We start from the raw sequence: 15,079 nt of genomic DNA on the forward strand, positions 1-15,079 counted from the left end.
AATCATTATCATTCAACATAATTTGTCGCTCGATGTGTAGGACGGCCCCGTCCCCCAGGCGTCCCACTAACCTATTGGCAGCAAGGTGATTTCCATGACGGAACAAGTATCCACAAGCAGGTGCGATTCACCGCTACTTCAGGCATTCGTCGACAATCGACTGATTCTGGTCAAGATTGCAGCCCGCATTACCGGCTGCCGGTCACGCGCCGAAGATGTGGTGCAGGATGCGTTCTTCCGACTGCAATCGGCGCCGCCGATAACGTCGTCGATCAAGGCCCAACTGAGTTATCTGTTCCAGATCGTGCGCAATCTGGCGATCGATCACTACCGCAAACAGGCGCTGGAGCAGAAGTACGCCGGCCCCGAGGAGGAAGGGTTGAACGTGGTCATTCAGGGCGCTTCGCCGGAAACCTCGCACATCAACTTCTCGACCCTGGAACACATCGCCGACGCACTGACCGAGTTGCCGGTCCGCACCCGCTATGCATTCGAGATGTACCGTCTGCACGGCGTGCCGCAGAAGGACATCGCCAAGGAACTCGGTGTGTCGCCGACGCTGGTCAACTTCATGATTCGTGATGCGCTGGTGCACTGCCGCAAGGTATCCGGCAGCCGCGCCGAGGCCATGTCCGCGAACCGTCGCTGATAAAAATCGGCCCAAAAAAAAGATCGCAGCCTTTGTCGAAAGGCAGCGATCTTTTTTGTTTTCAGGGAAATGTCACACCAGCGTGCAGCGGTCGAAAAACCGCTCGCGACCAAGGATCATCAGCGCCGCGCGCTTGTGCGGGAAGTCGAACTCCTTGTCGCAGTGGAAGCACTGATTGTGCATATGGCCGATCATCTTCGCGTTGTCGGCACGTGGTTCGGCCACCACTCGCTGAGTGCGCGGATCATCCAGGAACAGGTAGTGCACCAGCGCCGACAGCCAGCTCGCCACCTTGTGCGGGCCGCGATGGTCTTCTTCCCCGACCAGCATGTGGATGCCGCGATCGTAATTGTCGGCATTGTAGAACGGCGCGATGCGGTCTTCCTTGGCCCAGTAAGCTTCGAAATAGGCAAACGGCTGATCATCGAAACAACCGATCAGGGTCAGGGTGTGCGGATCGGCGTCAAGCTTGCTCAGGTACTCGCGATGCTGTTCGAGGCTGCCCTCTTCCTGCCAGAAACTGGCGACTCGCGGACTGTTCTGCCAGCGATTGAAACGCGCAAGATCCTGCTCGATTTCCACCGTTCGCAGGGAAATCCAGGCACCGAGACGCGCATCGAAACGCCGGTAAACCTCACCACGCGGCTTCACCGGTCGCATCGGATGACGCTTGCCGTTACTGATGACCATCTGCTGCGGATAACTGCCCGTCAGCGAATTGCCCAGCCACGGTTGCGGCAGTTGCCAGAACAACGTGCGCTCGCAGCGATATTCACCCGCCACTTCAGTGCCCACCAGCAAACCGCTGCGCAAGGCTTCGGTTGGCGCCTGATCCAGTTGCCAGATCAATTGCTGACGCGCCGGATCACGAGCAAACAGCCAATAACAGGCCGCCCACAGCGCCTGGCCTGGCGGCAGCGCATAGCGTTCATCGATCTGGATCGGCCCCTGGCCTTCGCGATCAAGGCGCAGGCGAATCAGCGGTTGCCCGTCCAGGATCAGGCTCAGACGGCTTTCGGTGGCATCGGCTACCAGTTGGCTGCCCGAAGGCAGGGCCAGGGCAGTCAGGTCATTCAGATTGGACATGGGTCGGGCTCACGGTAATCGTCGACAGTTCAACGATGGGACGTGAGCCGAGGCGGGAAATTTAGGCCAGGCGCGAAAAACCGTCGGTCATTGTTGCGGTACCGGCACCACCGCAATCTTGTACGGATCGAAGATCTTCAGCATCTGCCCGTTGTCGCGCAGGCCCTGCAGCAGCTTGCCGAACGCTTCGCCGGTGATCGGCGCCTTCGGACTGAGAATCGCGTAGTGGTGGTAGATCTGGTCGATACGCTGGGACACCAGCAACTCGTCGCGCACTTTTTCGTTACGCAGCAGGTAATCGAACAAATACGAGCGAGTGACCAGGGCAATGTCTGCGCGCCCGCGCAAGACCATCAGCAGGTTGCTGTCGTGGGAATAGGTCAGCGTGGCGCTGTACGCCTCCGCGAGGTATTTGGGATCGGCGTTGAAGTTGGCGAACTCATAGTGATAGCCGCTGTACAGCGCCAGCCGTTTTCCCTTGAGATCGGCGAAGTAATTCTGCTGGCGTCCGGGCTTGTTCTGCGCGACGAAAATCTCCGCGTCCTCCAGGCCCATGTCGACGGTGGCGTGGGGAATGTCTTTCCAGCCCCACTCCGGGTTTTCGAAGATCGCCATGTCGGTGCGACCATCCTTGAAATCGCCGAACCGGCGAGGAATCGAGGTGGGCACCAGCTCGAAACGATAGTCGCTCTGGGCGCCGTTCAACGCCGCGACCAGTTCCGGCAGCAGGCCGGTGTCGGCGCCGTTTTCCGGGCGAATGGTGTAGGGCGGAAAATGCGCCGCGCCCACCCGAACCACTTGCGCCGCCGGAGCAGGCAATACCCATAATGCAGCCAGCGCTGCGAGCATCAGCCCGGCGGCCGTCCGAATTGGCGAAGACTTCAAAACACCCCACTCCCCGAAAAAGTACCGATCATTGCATTCAAGCTAGGCGGTTTCGCCCAGTTAGCCAGTTTCCCGGCCCGATAGAAAGCGCCTAGCGCTCTTCGAGTACCAGAATCAGCGCTTCTTCGGCCAGTTGATCCAGGCTCAGGCTGCCGCCGGCGCGGAACCAGGTGGTGGTCCAGGACAATGCGCCCGTGAGAAAACGTCGGGTAATGAACACGTCGCCACGGATGAAACCTGCCTCTTTGGCCTCGCCCAGCACTTGCAGCCAGAGGTCTTCGTAGATGTCGCGCAGCGCCAGCACTTTGGCCTGACCGTCTTCGGACAACGAGCGCCATTCATACACCAGCACCGCCATCGCTTCGCCGCTGCCGCCCATGATCGACTGCAATTCACAGCGGATCAGCGCCAGTACCCGCTCGCGCACATCGGCGGCGTCAGCCAGGGCTGCGCGCATCAGCGCAGTGTTGTAGCGGATGGTTTCTTCCATCACCGCCCGCAGGATTTCATCCTTGCTCTTGAAGTGATGAAAGATGCTGCCGGACTGAATCCCCACGGCACCGGCCAGATCGCGCACTGTGGTGCGCTCATAGCCTTTGTTGCGGAACAGGTGGGCCGCCACTTGCAGCAGTTTGCCGCGAGCGCTGTCCGGATCGGTCAGCTGGCCGGCATCGACCAGTTCACGCATGACCCTCAGGGCTTTTTGCTCGTCCACCCGTTCTCTCCTACAGTCGATCAGTCAAATGCGTCGTACCCCGCAGAAACGGCGGGGTTGCGCGGGCAATTTAAGCCGCCGGCGGTGACCAAGCAAGCGCTTGGGCAGAAGATAATTTCGCCTGTTTACAAACCAAGCGCTTGCTTGGTAGCCTCGATGCACTTCTGTCACAGGTTCCTGAGTCGGAGATCAAAATGCCCACCACGGTTCGCATCGGATGCGCCAGCGCATTCTGGGGAGACACCTCGACCGCCGCCGCACAGCTTGTGGCCGGAGGACAGCTGGATTATCTGGTCTTCGACTATCTGGCCGAAATAACCATGTCGATCATGGCTGGCGCGCGCATGAAGGACCCGCAGGCGGGATTTGCCGGCGATTTCATCGAAGTCCTCGCGCCTCTGTTGCCGCAACTGGCCGAGCAGAAAATCCGCGTCATCAGCAATGCCGGCGGGGTCAATCCAAAGGCCTGCGCCGCCGCGCTGCAAGCGGCCTGCGACAAGGCCGGCGTGGCGCTGAAAATCGCCGTGCTGTCGGGCGATGACCTGCAACCGCACTTCAAACAACTTGCCTCCCAAGGCATTACGGAAATGTTCAGCGGCGCCCCGCTGCCGCCGATGTGCGTGTCGACCAACGCCTACCTCGGCGCGCCGGGCATCGTCGAAGCGCTGCGTCTGGGGGCCGACATCGTGATCTCCGGCCGGGTGGTCGACAGCGCAGTGGTCAGCGCTGCGCTGGTGCATGAATTTGGCTGGTCATGGCACGACTACGACAAACTCGCGCAAGCCGCCCTGGCCGGACACATCATCGAATGTGGCGCGCAATGCACCGGCGGCAATTTCACCGATTGGCGCGATGTGCCGGATTACGAGCACATCGGTTTCCCGATCGTCGAAGTCAGCGCCGACGGCCAGTTCATCGTCAGCAAACCCGAGGGCTCCGGCGGGCTGGTCACCCCCCTGACCGTAGGCGAACAGATGCTCTACGAAATCGGCAATCCGCAGGCCTATCTGTTGCCCGACGTGGTCTGCGATTTCAGCCAGGTCAAACTCCAGCAACAGGGCAAAAACGCCGTGCGGGTACACGGTGCCAAAGGCCTGCCGCCCAGCGACCAATACAAGGTCAGTGCAACGTATCCGGACGGTTTCCGGTGTACCGCCAGTTGCTTGATAGCCGGGATTGACGCGGTGGAAAAAGCCCGACGCGTCAGCCAGGCGATCCTCGACAAAACCTCGGAAATGCTCGACCACAAAGGCCTCGGGCCATACACCGAAACCCACGTCGAACTGCTTGGCAGCGAAGCCACCTACGGCCCTCACGGTCAGCGCCAGGACAGTCGCGAAGTGGTGATCAAACTCGCCGTGCGCCACCCGAACAAACAAGCGCTGATCCTGTTCTCCCGAGAAATCGCCCAGGCCGCGACCGGCATGGCGCCGGGGCTGACCGGCATCGTCGGCGGACGGCCGACGGTGTATCCGCTGATCCGGCTGTTCTCCTTCCTGATCGACAAAAGCGCCTGCACATTGCAGATCGACATCGCCGGCGAATCTCACCCGTTCGCCCTGCCCGCCCCCGCCACCCTCGACAGCCAGGATCTGCCACTGCCCCACGAAACGCCCAAACCCCAGGGCCGCGCCGATGCGAGCGTGCCGTTGGTCAAACTGGCGGTCGCGCGCTCCGGCGACAAGGGCAATCACAGCAACATTGGCGTCATGCCACGTCGTCCCGAATACCTGCCGTGGATCGCCGAAGCACTGACCCCGGCGGTGGTCGTCGACTGGATGAGCCATGTCCTCGACCCGATTCACGGTCGGGTCGAACGCTGGTATCTGCCCGGCACTCACAGCCTCAACTTCCTGCTGGAAAATGCCCTTGGTGGCGGCGGCGTGGCGAGTTTGCGCATCGACCCGCAAGGCAAGGCCTTCGCCCAACAACTACTGGAAATCCAGATCCCGGTGCCGCAGAGCATCGCCGAACAGTTCGACTAGAGGATTGGCACCATGGCGTATGAATCGATTTTCAGGGCCGATCTGTTCAGCGGCCAGACCGTCATCGTCACCGGGGGCGGCAGTGGCATCGGGCGTTGTACCGCCCACGAACTGGCGGCGCTCGGGGCCAACGTGGTGCTGGTCGGACGCAAGCCGGAAAAGCTGCAAACCGTCGCCGCTGAAATTGCCGAGGATGGCGGGCGCGCCCACTGGAAGGTCTGCGATATCCGTGACGAAGAGGCGGTGAAGGCGCTGGTCAGCGAGCTGATCCGCGAGCACGGGCCGATTCACGGACTGGTCAACAATGCCGGCGGCCAGTACCCGTCGCCACTGGCCTCGATCAATCAGAAGGGTTTCGAAACCGTGCTGCGGACCAATCTGGTAGGCGGTTTCCTGATGGCCCGGGAAGTGTTCAACCAGTCGATGAGCAAACACGGCGGCAGCATCGTCAACATGCTCGCCGACATGTGGGGCGGCATGCCCGGCATGGGCCACTCGGGCGCTGCGCGTTCGGGCATGGACAACTTCACCAAGACTGCCGCCTTCGAATGGGGTTATGCCGGTGTTAGGGTGAATGCGGTGGCGCCGGGCTGGATCGCTTCCAGCGGCATGGACACTTACGAAGGCGCGTTCAAAGCGGTGATCCCGACCTTGCGCGAACACGTGCCGCTCAAGCGCATCGGCACCGAATCGGAGGTCAGCGCAGCGATCGTGTTTCTGCTCAGCCCGGCAGCCGCGTTCATCAGCGGCAGCACCTTGCGCATCGATGGCGCGGCCAGCCTGGGCAGTCGCGCCTGGCCGTTGCACAAGGCGTCCCACAGCGAATCCTTCAATGGTTTTCACCGGGCCTGCATGCCCGACGTTTTGAAGGACAAGGAGTAAGCCATGCCGCAGATCCAGTCCCGGCTCGACCCGCACAGCGAAGCCTTTACCCGCAACCGCGCAGCGATGCTCGCCGCCATCGAGCAAGTCCGGCAACTCGAACAGAACCTGCTGAACAAGGCCGCCGAAGCCAAACCGAAATTCGACAAACGCGGACAATTGCTGCCCCGCGAACGCCTGAATCTGTTGCTCGACCCCGGCGCGCCATTCCTCGAACTGGCGAGCCTGGCCGGCTACAAACTGCACGACGACAAGGACGGCAGCTCGGCCGGTGGCGGCTTGATCGCCGGCATTGGTTACGTGTCCGGCGTGCGCGCCTTGATCGTGGCGAACAACAGCGCGATCAAGGGCGGGACGATTTCCCCGTCGGGCCTGAAGAAATCCCTGCGCCTGCAACAGATCGCCCAGGAAAACAAACTGCCGGTCATCACCCTCGCCGAAAGCGGCGGCGCCAACCTCAATTACGCGGCGGAAATTTTCGTCGAAGGCGCACGCAGCTTTGCCAATCAGGCGCGGATGTCGGCCATGGGTTTGCCGCAGATCACCGTAGTACACGGTTCGGCCACCGCTGGCGGCGCCTATCAGCCGGGGTTGTCGGATTACGTGGTGGTGGTGCGCGGCAAGGCCAAGCTGTTTCTTGCCGGCCCGCCGTTGCTTAAAGCAGCGACCGGTGAAGTCGCCACCGACGAAGAACTGGGTGGCGCCGAGATGCACGCGCAAGTCGCCGGCACCGCCGAATACCTGGCCGAAAACGATGCCGATGGCGTGCGTCAGGTGCGGGAAATCGTCAGCCTGCTGAACTGGAACGAGCAAATACCGTGGCTGCCCGAACCGCAATTCAAGGAGCCGCTGTATCCCATCGACGAACTGCTCGGGCTGATCCCGGACGACCCGAAAAAACCTTACGACGTGCGCGAAATCATTGCGCGGATCGCCGATGAATCGCGCTTCCTGGAGTTCAAGGGTGAGTTCGACCAGCAGACCGTTTGTGGCCACCTGAAAATTCAGGGCCGCGCCTGCGGTTTTATCGGCAACAACGGCCCGATCACGCCCAACGGCGCGAGCAAGGCGGCGCAGTTCATTCAACTGTGCGACCAGAGCCAGACGCCGCTGCTGTTTTTCCACAACACCACCGGGTTCATGGTCGGCACCGAATCGGAACAGCACGGGGTGATCAAGCATGGCTCGAAATTGATCCAGGCCGTGGCCAATGCGCGGGTGCCGAAACTGACGATCGTGGTCGGCGGTTCCTACGGCGCGGGCAACTACGCGATGTGCGGACGCGGGCTCGATCCGCGCTTCATCTTCGCCTGGCCCAACAGCCGCACCGCCGTGATGGGCGGCGCTCAGGCCGGCAAGGTGCTGCGCATCGTCACCGAAGCCAAGCAGTTGAAGGACGGCCTGGTGCCCGACCCGAAAATGCTCGACATGCTGGAGCAGGTCACCGCGCAGAAACTCGACAACCAGTCCACCGCTCTCTACGGCAGCGCCAACCTGTGGGACGACGGGCTGATCGATCCGCGTGACACCCGCACCCTGCTCGGCTATCTGCTGGACATCTGCCACGAAGCCGACATCCGCACGTTGCAACCCAACAGCTTCGGCGTCAGCCGGTTCTGATCGCCACGGATTAAAGGAGAACAATAAAAATGATCTTCACCCCGGAACACGAAGCCCTGCGCCGCACCGTCCGCCAATTCGTCGAGCACGAGATCAACCCGCACGTCGATGAATGGGAAAAGGCCGGGCGCTTTCCGATCCACGAGATTTTCCGCAAGGCCGGCGACCTCGGTCTGCTGGGGATTTCCAAACCGGAAAAGTTCGGCGGCATGGGCCTGGATTACAGCTATTCGATCGTCGCCGCCGAAGAGTTCGGCACCATCCATTGTGGCGGCATTCCAATGTCGATCGGCGTGCAGACCGACATGTGCACTCCCGCCCTCGCCCGCTTCGGTTCCGATGAATTGCGCGAAGAGTTTCTGCGCCCGGCGATCACCGGCGAGCAGGTCGGCTGCATCGGCGTCTCGGAAGTCGGTGCCGGCTCCGATGTCGCCGGGCTCAAGACCACCGCGCGCAAGGACGGCGACGACTATGTGATCAACGGCAGCAAGATGTGGATCACCAACTCGCCCAGCGCCGACTTCATCTGCCTGCTGGCCAACACCTCGGACGACAAGCCGCACGTCAACAAATCGCTGATCATGGTGCCGATGAACACGCCGGGCATCAGCCTCAGTTCACACCTCGACAAGCTCGGCATGCGCAGCTCGGAAACTGCCCAGGTGTTTTTCGACAACGTGCGCGTGCCCCAGCGCAATCGCATCGGCCACGAAGGCGCCGGGTTCATGATGCAGATGCTGCAGTTCCAGGAGGAACGTCTGTTCGGCGCGGCCAACATGATCAAAGGCCTGGAATATTGCGTCGACAGCACCATCGAGTACTGCAAGGAACGTAAGACCTTCGGCAACGCGCTGATCGACAACCAGGTGATCCACTTCCGCCTCGCCGAATTGCAGACCGAAATCGAATGCCTGCGGGCGCTGGTCTATCAGGCCACCGAGCAATACGTGAAAGGTCAGGACGTCACCCGACTGGCGTCGATGGCCAAGCTCAAGGCCGGGCGTCTCGGCCGCGAAGTCAGTGACAGTTGCCTGCAATACTGGGGCGGCATGGGCTTCATGTGGGACAACCCGGTGGCCCGTGCCTATCGCGACGTGCGACTGGTGTCGATTGGCGGCGGCGCCGACGAAATCATGCTGGGCATCATCTGCAAACTGATGGGCATCCTGCCGGGGAAAAAGAAATGAGCGCCCTGCCCGATTGCCAGACGCTGCTGCTGGAACGGCACAACGGCGTGTTGCACATCACCCTCAATCGCCCGGAATGCCGCAACGCCATGAGCCTGCAAATGGTCGCCGAGCTACGCGCAATTCTGGCCGCTGTGCGCGATGACCGTAGCGTGCGCGCCTTGGTGCTCAGCGGTGCCGGCGGGCATTTCTGCGCCGGTGGCGACATCAAGGACATGGCCAACGCCCGCGCCCAGGGCAGCGATGCCTATCGCGAGTTGAACCGAGCCTTCGGGTCATTGCTGGAAGAAGCACAGCACGCGCCGCAAGTGCTGATCACCGTGTTGCAGGGCGCTGTGCTGGGGGGCGGCTTCGGGCTGGCCTGTGTCAGCGATATCGCCATCACCGATCATCAGGCGCAGTTCGGTTTGCCGGAAACCAGTCTTGGTCTGCTGCCAGCGCAGATCGCGCCGTTTGTGGTGCAGCGCATCGGTCTGACCGAAACCCGCCGCCTGGCCCTGACCGCCGCACGCTTCGACGGCCACCAGGCACGACGCCTGGGGCTGGTGCATTTTGTCGAGCAGGATCCACAGGCGCTCGCCGAGCGGCTGGATGAAGTGCTCGACCATGTCCTCTGCTGCGCTCCCGAAGCGAATGCCGTGACGAAAAAACTGGTGCTGGCCAGTGCCGGCCAGCCGCCAAGTGAACTGCTGGATGAAGCGGCGCAGTGGTTCAGCGAAGCGGTGACCGGTGCCGAAGGGATCGAAGGCACGATGGCGTTTGTGCAAAAGCGCAAACCGAGGTGGGCTCCTTAAAAAACATCGCGGGCAAACCCCGCGATGAGGCCCTTCCATACACCGCCAACATTCAGGAAAAACCACCATGCCCGCCCTCCACAAGATCCTGATCGCCAACCGCGGTGAAATCGCCTGCCGCATCCAGCGCACCGCCCAGGCCCTTGGCTATCGCACGGTCGCCGTTTTCAGTGATGCCGACGCCGATGCACTGCACGTGCAGATGGCCGATCAAGCGGTGAACATCGGCCCGGCGCCGGTGCTGCAGTCCTACCTGAATATCCCGGCGATCCTCGACGCCGCCCGGCGCAGCGGTGCCGACGCCATACACCCGGGCTACGGCTTCCTCTCGGAAAATGCCGAATTCGCCCGCGCCTGCGAACAGGCCGGCCTGACCTTCATCGGCCCCAGCGTCGAAGCCATCGAACTGATGGGCAGCAAACGCCAGTCGAAAATCGCCATGCTCGCGGCCGGTGTGCCGTGCATCGCCGGCTATCAAGGTGCGGATCAGGACGACGCGACCCTGACCCGTGAAGCCGAGCGCATCGGTTACCCGCTGATGATCAAGGCCAGCGCCGGCGGTGGTGGACGCGGCATGCGGCTGGTGCACAGCGCCGAAGAGCTGCCGGCGCAATTGCGCACAGCACGCTCGGAAGCCTTGAACGGATTCGGCAGCGATGAACTGATCCTCGAACAGGCGCTGATCGAACCGCGCCATGTCGAAGTGCAGCTGTTCGGCGATCACCACGGCAATCTGATCTACCTCGGCGAGCGCGACTGCTCGATTCAGCGCCGCCACCAGAAAGTCATCGAAGAAGCGCCGTGCCCGGTGATGACCGAAGAACTGCGTCAGGCGATGGGCGAAGCGGCGCTCAAGGCCGGGCGTGCGGTGAACTATGTGGGCGCTGGCACCGTGGAATTTCTGCTCGATGCCCGAGGCCAGTTCTACTTTCTGGAAATGAATACCCGGCTGCAGGTCGAGCACCCGGTGACCGAACTGATTACCGGATTGGATCTGGTGGCGTGGCAACTGTCAGTCGCCGAAGGTCAGCCGCTGCCGCTGACCCAGGCGCAGGTGAAACTCGATGGCCACGCGATGGAAGTGCGCCTCTACGCCGAAGATCCGGCCCAGGGTTTTCTGCCGCAGACCGGGCGTGTCGAAGCCTGGGCGCCGGCGCTGGATCGCGGTGCGCGGATCGATCACGGCCTGATCGAAGGGCAGTCGATCTCACCGTTCTACGACCCGATGCTCGGCAAACTGATCGCCCACGGCGCCACCCGTGAAGAGGCGCGGCGCAAACTGTTGTGCGCAGTTCAGGACAGCGTGTTGCTGGGCGTGCAGAGCAATCAGCGGCTGCTGGCCAGCCTGTTGCAGCATCCGCAGTTCATCAGTGGGGAGTTCGGCACCGGGTTCATTGCGCAGCACTTTGCCGACCACGACTGCCTACGCGCCTGTTTGCCCAGTGCCGAAGTGCTGGCCTTGGCGGCGGCGCTGTTTTACCTGTGCGCCGCACAGCAACACCGCGCCCCGTTGTCGGGATGGCGCAACAACGCCAGTGCGCCGTTGCTCTATCGCATCGGCCTCGACGCCCGCGACTGGAACGTGCAACTTCGCACCCGTTCAAATAATGCGTTTGAAGTGCAGGTCGCAGAACGTGTCATCGAACTCAGACTCGTCGAACACACTGCCGGAGCCGTGACGCTGGAGATCGATGGCCTGCGCCAGCGCCATGCCTATCGCCTGCGCGACGAGCAGCTCTGGCTGTTCACCCACCCCGGCAGCCTGCATCTGGTGGATCGAACTCATGCGGTGATCGACAGTCAGACCAGCGTCAGTTCCGGCACGTTGAAAGCCCCGATGGATGGCGCCATCATCGAAGTGCTCGTCAGCGAAGGCAGCCCGGTCAGCAAGGGCCAACTGCTGGTGGTGCTGGAGGCGATGAAAATGGAGCACCCGCTCAAGGCCGGCATCGACGGCGTGCTCAAGCGGGTGCAGGTCAAGGTCGGCGATCAGGTAAAAAATCGTCAGGTTCTGTTGCAGGTCGAGTAGTCGCCGCGCGCATCCGCAAGGTTTGACTACGCTCTGAATAATCAGGACGCGGAAATCAGGAAACCTGCGATGCCCCATTGGCTGGTCATAGATCTGGAAGCCACCACCGATGAGGGTGGCTGGCCGGTTACGGAAATGGAGATCATCGAGATCGGCGCGACCCTGGTGGATCGCGCCGGTCGCGAGCAGGATCACTTTCAGCGCTTCGTCAAACCGACGCGGCGCCCCTTGTTGACGCCGTTTTGCCGCGAACTCACGCACATCACCCAGGCCAACATCGATGCGGCGCAGCCGTTGAGCGACGTCTGGCCGGTCTTCGAGCGTTGGCTTGGCCAGCATCGGACGCGCCTTGAAGGCTGGGCCAGTTGGGGCGATTACGACCGCAAGCAGTTGCTTCAGGAATGGCAGCGGCTGCAACTCGACAGTGCCCTGAGCCGGGTGCCGCACATGAACCTCAAACAGCGCTTCGCCAAGGCCCGACGCCTCGAGCGGCCGCTGGGGCTCAATGGCGCGTTGCAACTGGCGGGCATGCAGTTCACCGGTCAGCAGCATCGAGCGCTGGAAGATGCGCGCAATACCGCCCGCTTATTGCCGTTGGTGCTGCCGCTCTAGCGCAGGTGACGGCGCCATAAGCCTTGTGCATACTGGCCGACCCTTTTTGACCCTTTTAAGCCCTTTTCGAGAGGAATCGCCCATGTTTAAAGTCAACGAGTACTTCGACGGCACCGTCAAGTCGATCGCTTTCGGCACTGCTGAAGGCCCTGCGACCATCGGCGTCATGGCCCCGGGCGAATACGAATTTGGCACCAGCCAGCGTGAAATCATGCACGTTGTCTCGGGCGCACTGACCGTCAAGCTGCCGGACAGCGCCGATTGGGAGACCTTCGCCGCGGGCAGCCAGTTCAACGTGCCAGCCAACAGCAAGTTCCAGCTGAAGGTGGCCGTCGACACCGCTTACCTGTGCGAATACCGCGGCTGAAACACCGGTTTCCTGCGCTCATGAAAATGCCCGTGTCGAAGGACACGGGCATTTTTCGTTTCCGGCGGGTTATTCGAGGATTTCCACCGGCATGCCGACTTCAAGCCGGCCGTTGCTGTCGTTGACCAGGTTCTGGCCGAACATCGCGCCGTCGGCCTGGGCACGGGTCTTCTGCAGGGTCGCCAGTGGTTCGCGGTCTGCGCTGCGCTCACCGGTCTGCGGATCGATGGTGGTGAGAATGCATCGCGAGCAGGACTTGACCACGCGGAACTCGACCTCACCGATACGAATCCGCTTCCAGCCGTCCTCGGCGTAGGCGTCACTGCCTTCGATCACCAGATTCGGCCGGAACCGCAGCATTTCCAAAGGTCGCCCGACTTCCTGCGACAAGTGTTGCAGCGAGGCCTCGCCAATCAGCAGCAGCGGAAAGCCGTCGGCGAATGCCACTTGATCGTCGTCCTTGCCATAGCCGGCCTGCGTCGTACGGGCGCGCTCCAGCGGCACTTGCACCAGACGCGTCGGCTTGCCGATGAATTCGCTGACCCAGCGGGCCGCTTCCTCGCCGGCATCCGGTACGCGCAAGGTATCGCGCCAGATGGTTACGCCACGCAGGTCGTCGTCACCGCCGGGCAAGGCGACATCGATTGCCGAATGCCCCGCCGCGCTGAGCGTCAGGCCGCCAGTGGCATTCCATAGCGCCGACAGCTGGCTCATTTTCGCTTCGGCACGCTGGGTCAGGAACCGCCCGCTGGCCTCGTCCACCAGCATCCAGCGTCGGTCGCCCTCAAGCCCCAGTTTGTCCAGGCCGATCCTTTGCAGGACCTCGCCCTTTGCGGATTTCAACGGGTAACGATAAAGCGCGCTCAGACGCAGCATGGCCAGCTCCCTGGTGGGTCAAAAACGCCACCCTATACGAGCTTTGTCAGCGAATCAAAGGCTGACGCGGGGTCAGCCTCGAAAGGTTGATCAGGCCGGTACTTCGTCGAGCATCAGACGCTGGCGCACCACGTCGACCAGTTTGTCCGGCTGGAACTTGGAGAGGAAATTGTCGCAACCGACCTTCTTCACCATCGAATCGTTGAAACTGCCGGACAGCGAAGTGTGCAGCACCACATACAGGCCACGCAGGCGCGGGTCGTTGCGGATTTCGGTGGTCAGGCGATAGCCGTCCATCTCCGGCATTTCGGCATCGGTGAACACCATCAGCAGTTTGTCGGTCATGTTCACCCCGGTGTCCGCCCAGGCCTTGAGCATGTTCAAGGCTTTAAGGCCGTCGCTGGCGATGTGCATCTTCACGCCCAACTGGCCGAGGGTGTCGCGCAATTGCGAGAGCGCCACGTTGGAGTCGTCCACCAGCAACACTTCGCGGCCACGGGCGCGTTCCAGCACCGGATCGTCCAGTTTGTCGCGAGAAACCTTGGCGTTGTACGGCACGATTTCGGCGAGGACCTTCTCGACGTCGATGATTTCCACCAATTGGTCGTCGACCTTGCTGATGGCGGTCAGGTAATGCTGTCGACCGGCACTGGTCGGCGGCGGCAGGATGGCTTCCCAGTTCATGTTGACGATGCGATCCACACCACCGACGAGGAACGCCTGCACCGAACGGTTGTATTCGGTGACGATGATCGTGCTGTTCGAGCCCGGCACCAGCGGGCGCATGCCGATCGCCTGGGACAGGTCAATCACTGGCAGCGTCTGGCCACGCAGGTTGACCACACCGCAGACAAACGGGTGACGCTGGGGCATCAGGGTCAGCTTCGGCAGTTGCAGAACCTCCTGAACCTTGAACACGTTGATCGCGAACAATTGGCGTCCGGCCAGTCGAAACATGAGAATTTCCAGGCGATTCTCACCCACCAGTTGCGTGCGTTGGTCTACCGTGTCGAGAATGCCGGCCATCAATGACTCCTGGGCTTGTTCTGATGAATTCACTATTGGGGGTTATCGGCTGAATCTGGCGGATCTTGATCCCGTCACAAATCACCAACAAAATGCCACGAGCGGGCATTGATGTCACATTAACATCATGCTTTACTGGCCCGGTGAAATCATCTGCTACATTCTCTTCGGCGCGACCTCGGTTTGCGCGACAGGTTCCCGTGCCTAAGGGAATCCCCTAGTAACAATCAGGCCCAACCTGATGTTCGCGATATCCAATAGCCATTAATGTGACGCCATTCTCATTGCATGAACGGAGTCAGGCTATTGTGTGCGATCGCAGTTCAGTGGAAACACATCCTCTTGAAACCCCAGGTCCGTGCGGAT

13 protein-coding genes and 2 pseudogenes are annotated in these 15,079 nt (G+C 61.6%); 10 read left to right on the forward strand and 5 right to left on the reverse strand.

Annotated features, from left to right (window positions below):
- The first annotated feature begins 94 nt into the window (after positions 1-94).
- A complete protein-coding gene (locus tag MKZ87_RS17435; protein ID WP_085704462.1) occupies positions 95-649 on the forward strand; it encodes an RNA polymerase factor sigma-70 in 555 nt (184 codons plus the stop codon).
- A gap of 72 nt (positions 650-721) precedes the next feature.
- Here the strand turns inward: MKZ87_RS17435 and MKZ87_RS17440 are convergent, their stop codons facing one another.
- From MKZ87_RS17440 to MKZ87_RS17450, 3 genes are all read right to left on the reverse strand, one after another.
- On the reverse strand, positions 722-1,735 hold the full coding sequence (locus MKZ87_RS17440) for a GNAT family N-acetyltransferase (protein ID WP_085704460.1): 1,014 nt from the start codon (positions 1,733-1,735) through the stop codon (positions 722-724).
- A gap of 87 nt (positions 1,736-1,822) precedes the next feature.
- Complete coding sequence (locus MKZ87_RS17445; RefSeq protein WP_085704458.1) at positions 1,823-2,620, reverse strand: substrate-binding periplasmic protein; 798 nt, start codon at positions 2,618-2,620, stop codon at positions 1,823-1,825.
- Positions 2,621-2,711: 91 nt separating this feature from the next.
- Positions 2,712-3,335: a TetR/AcrR family transcriptional regulator gene (locus MKZ87_RS17450; protein WP_007955773.1), complete on the reverse strand. Its 624-nt coding sequence runs from the start codon at positions 3,333-3,335 to the stop codon at positions 2,712-2,714.
- A 194-nt stretch (positions 3,336-3,529) separates the two neighbouring features.
- Between MKZ87_RS17450 and MKZ87_RS17455 the strand changes: the two genes are divergently transcribed.
- From MKZ87_RS17455 to MKZ87_RS17490, 9 genes and pseudogenes are all read left to right on the forward strand, one after another.
- Positions 3,530-5,320 (forward strand): acyclic terpene utilization AtuA family protein, encoded by a 1,791-nt coding sequence (locus MKZ87_RS17455; protein WP_085704456.1) that lies wholly within the window; start codon positions 3,530-3,532, stop codon positions 5,318-5,320.
- Between the two features lie 12 nt (positions 5,321-5,332).
- On the forward strand, positions 5,333-6,202 hold the full coding sequence (locus MKZ87_RS17460) for an SDR family oxidoreductase (RefSeq protein ID WP_085704454.1): 870 nt from the start codon (positions 5,333-5,335) through the stop codon (positions 6,200-6,202).
- Between the two features lie 3 nt (positions 6,203-6,205).
- On the forward strand, positions 6,206-7,822 hold the full coding sequence (gene atuC / locus MKZ87_RS17465; RefSeq protein ID WP_085704452.1) for a geranyl-CoA carboxylase subunit beta: 1,617 nt from the start codon (positions 6,206-6,208) through the stop codon (positions 7,820-7,822).
- 29 nt (positions 7,823-7,851) lie between these two features.
- Entirely contained in the window at positions 7,852-9,009 is a 1,158-nt protein-coding gene (gene atuD, locus MKZ87_RS17470; RefSeq protein ID WP_085700109.1) for a citronellyl-CoA dehydrogenase, read from the forward strand.
- On the forward strand, positions 9,006-9,803 hold the full coding sequence (locus tag MKZ87_RS17475; RefSeq protein ID WP_085704450.1) for an enoyl-CoA hydratase/isomerase family protein: 798 nt from the start codon (positions 9,006-9,008) through the stop codon (positions 9,801-9,803). The genes atuD and MKZ87_RS17475 overlap by 4 nt, the downstream gene beginning before the upstream one ends.
- Positions 9,804-9,870: 67 nt before the next feature.
- Positions 9,871-11,346, forward strand: a pseudogene (locus MKZ87_RS17480) (acetyl-CoA carboxylase biotin carboxylase subunit); the annotation flags it as partial.
- A 135-nt stretch (positions 11,347-11,481) separates the two neighbouring features.
- Positions 11,482-11,832: pseudogene (locus MKZ87_RS29070) on the forward strand (acetyl-CoA carboxylase biotin carboxyl carrier protein subunit); the annotation flags it as partial.
- A 69-nt stretch (positions 11,833-11,901) separates the two neighbouring features.
- Positions 11,902-12,444: an exonuclease domain-containing protein gene (locus MKZ87_RS17485; protein WP_085704446.1), complete on the forward strand. Its 543-nt coding sequence runs from the start codon at positions 11,902-11,904 to the stop codon at positions 12,442-12,444.
- Positions 12,445-12,526: 82 nt separating this feature from the next.
- Positions 12,527-12,811: a pyrimidine/purine nucleoside phosphorylase gene (locus tag MKZ87_RS17490; RefSeq protein WP_085700101.1), complete on the forward strand. Its 285-nt coding sequence runs from the start codon at positions 12,527-12,529 to the stop codon at positions 12,809-12,811.
- 69 nt (positions 12,812-12,880) lie between these two features.
- On the opposite strand, the gene MKZ87_RS17495 is transcribed toward MKZ87_RS17490, so the two are convergent.
- Both MKZ87_RS17495 and MKZ87_RS17500 read right to left on the reverse strand, forming a co-directional pair.
- Positions 12,881-13,687 (reverse strand): MOSC domain-containing protein, encoded by an 807-nt coding sequence (locus MKZ87_RS17495; protein WP_085704444.1) that lies wholly within the window; start codon positions 13,685-13,687, stop codon positions 12,881-12,883.
- Positions 13,688-13,777: 90 nt separating this feature from the next.
- Positions 13,778-14,713 (reverse strand): chemotaxis protein CheV, encoded by a 936-nt coding sequence (locus tag MKZ87_RS17500; RefSeq protein WP_266201412.1) that lies wholly within the window; start codon positions 14,711-14,713, stop codon positions 13,778-13,780.
- Between the last annotated feature and the right edge of the window lie 366 nt (positions 14,714-15,079).

It is taken from the genome of Pseudomonas sp. MCal1, from assembly GCF_026341415.1.
In the GTDB taxonomy this organism is placed as follows: Bacteria; Pseudomonadota; Gammaproteobacteria; order Pseudomonadales; family Pseudomonadaceae; genus Aquipseudomonas.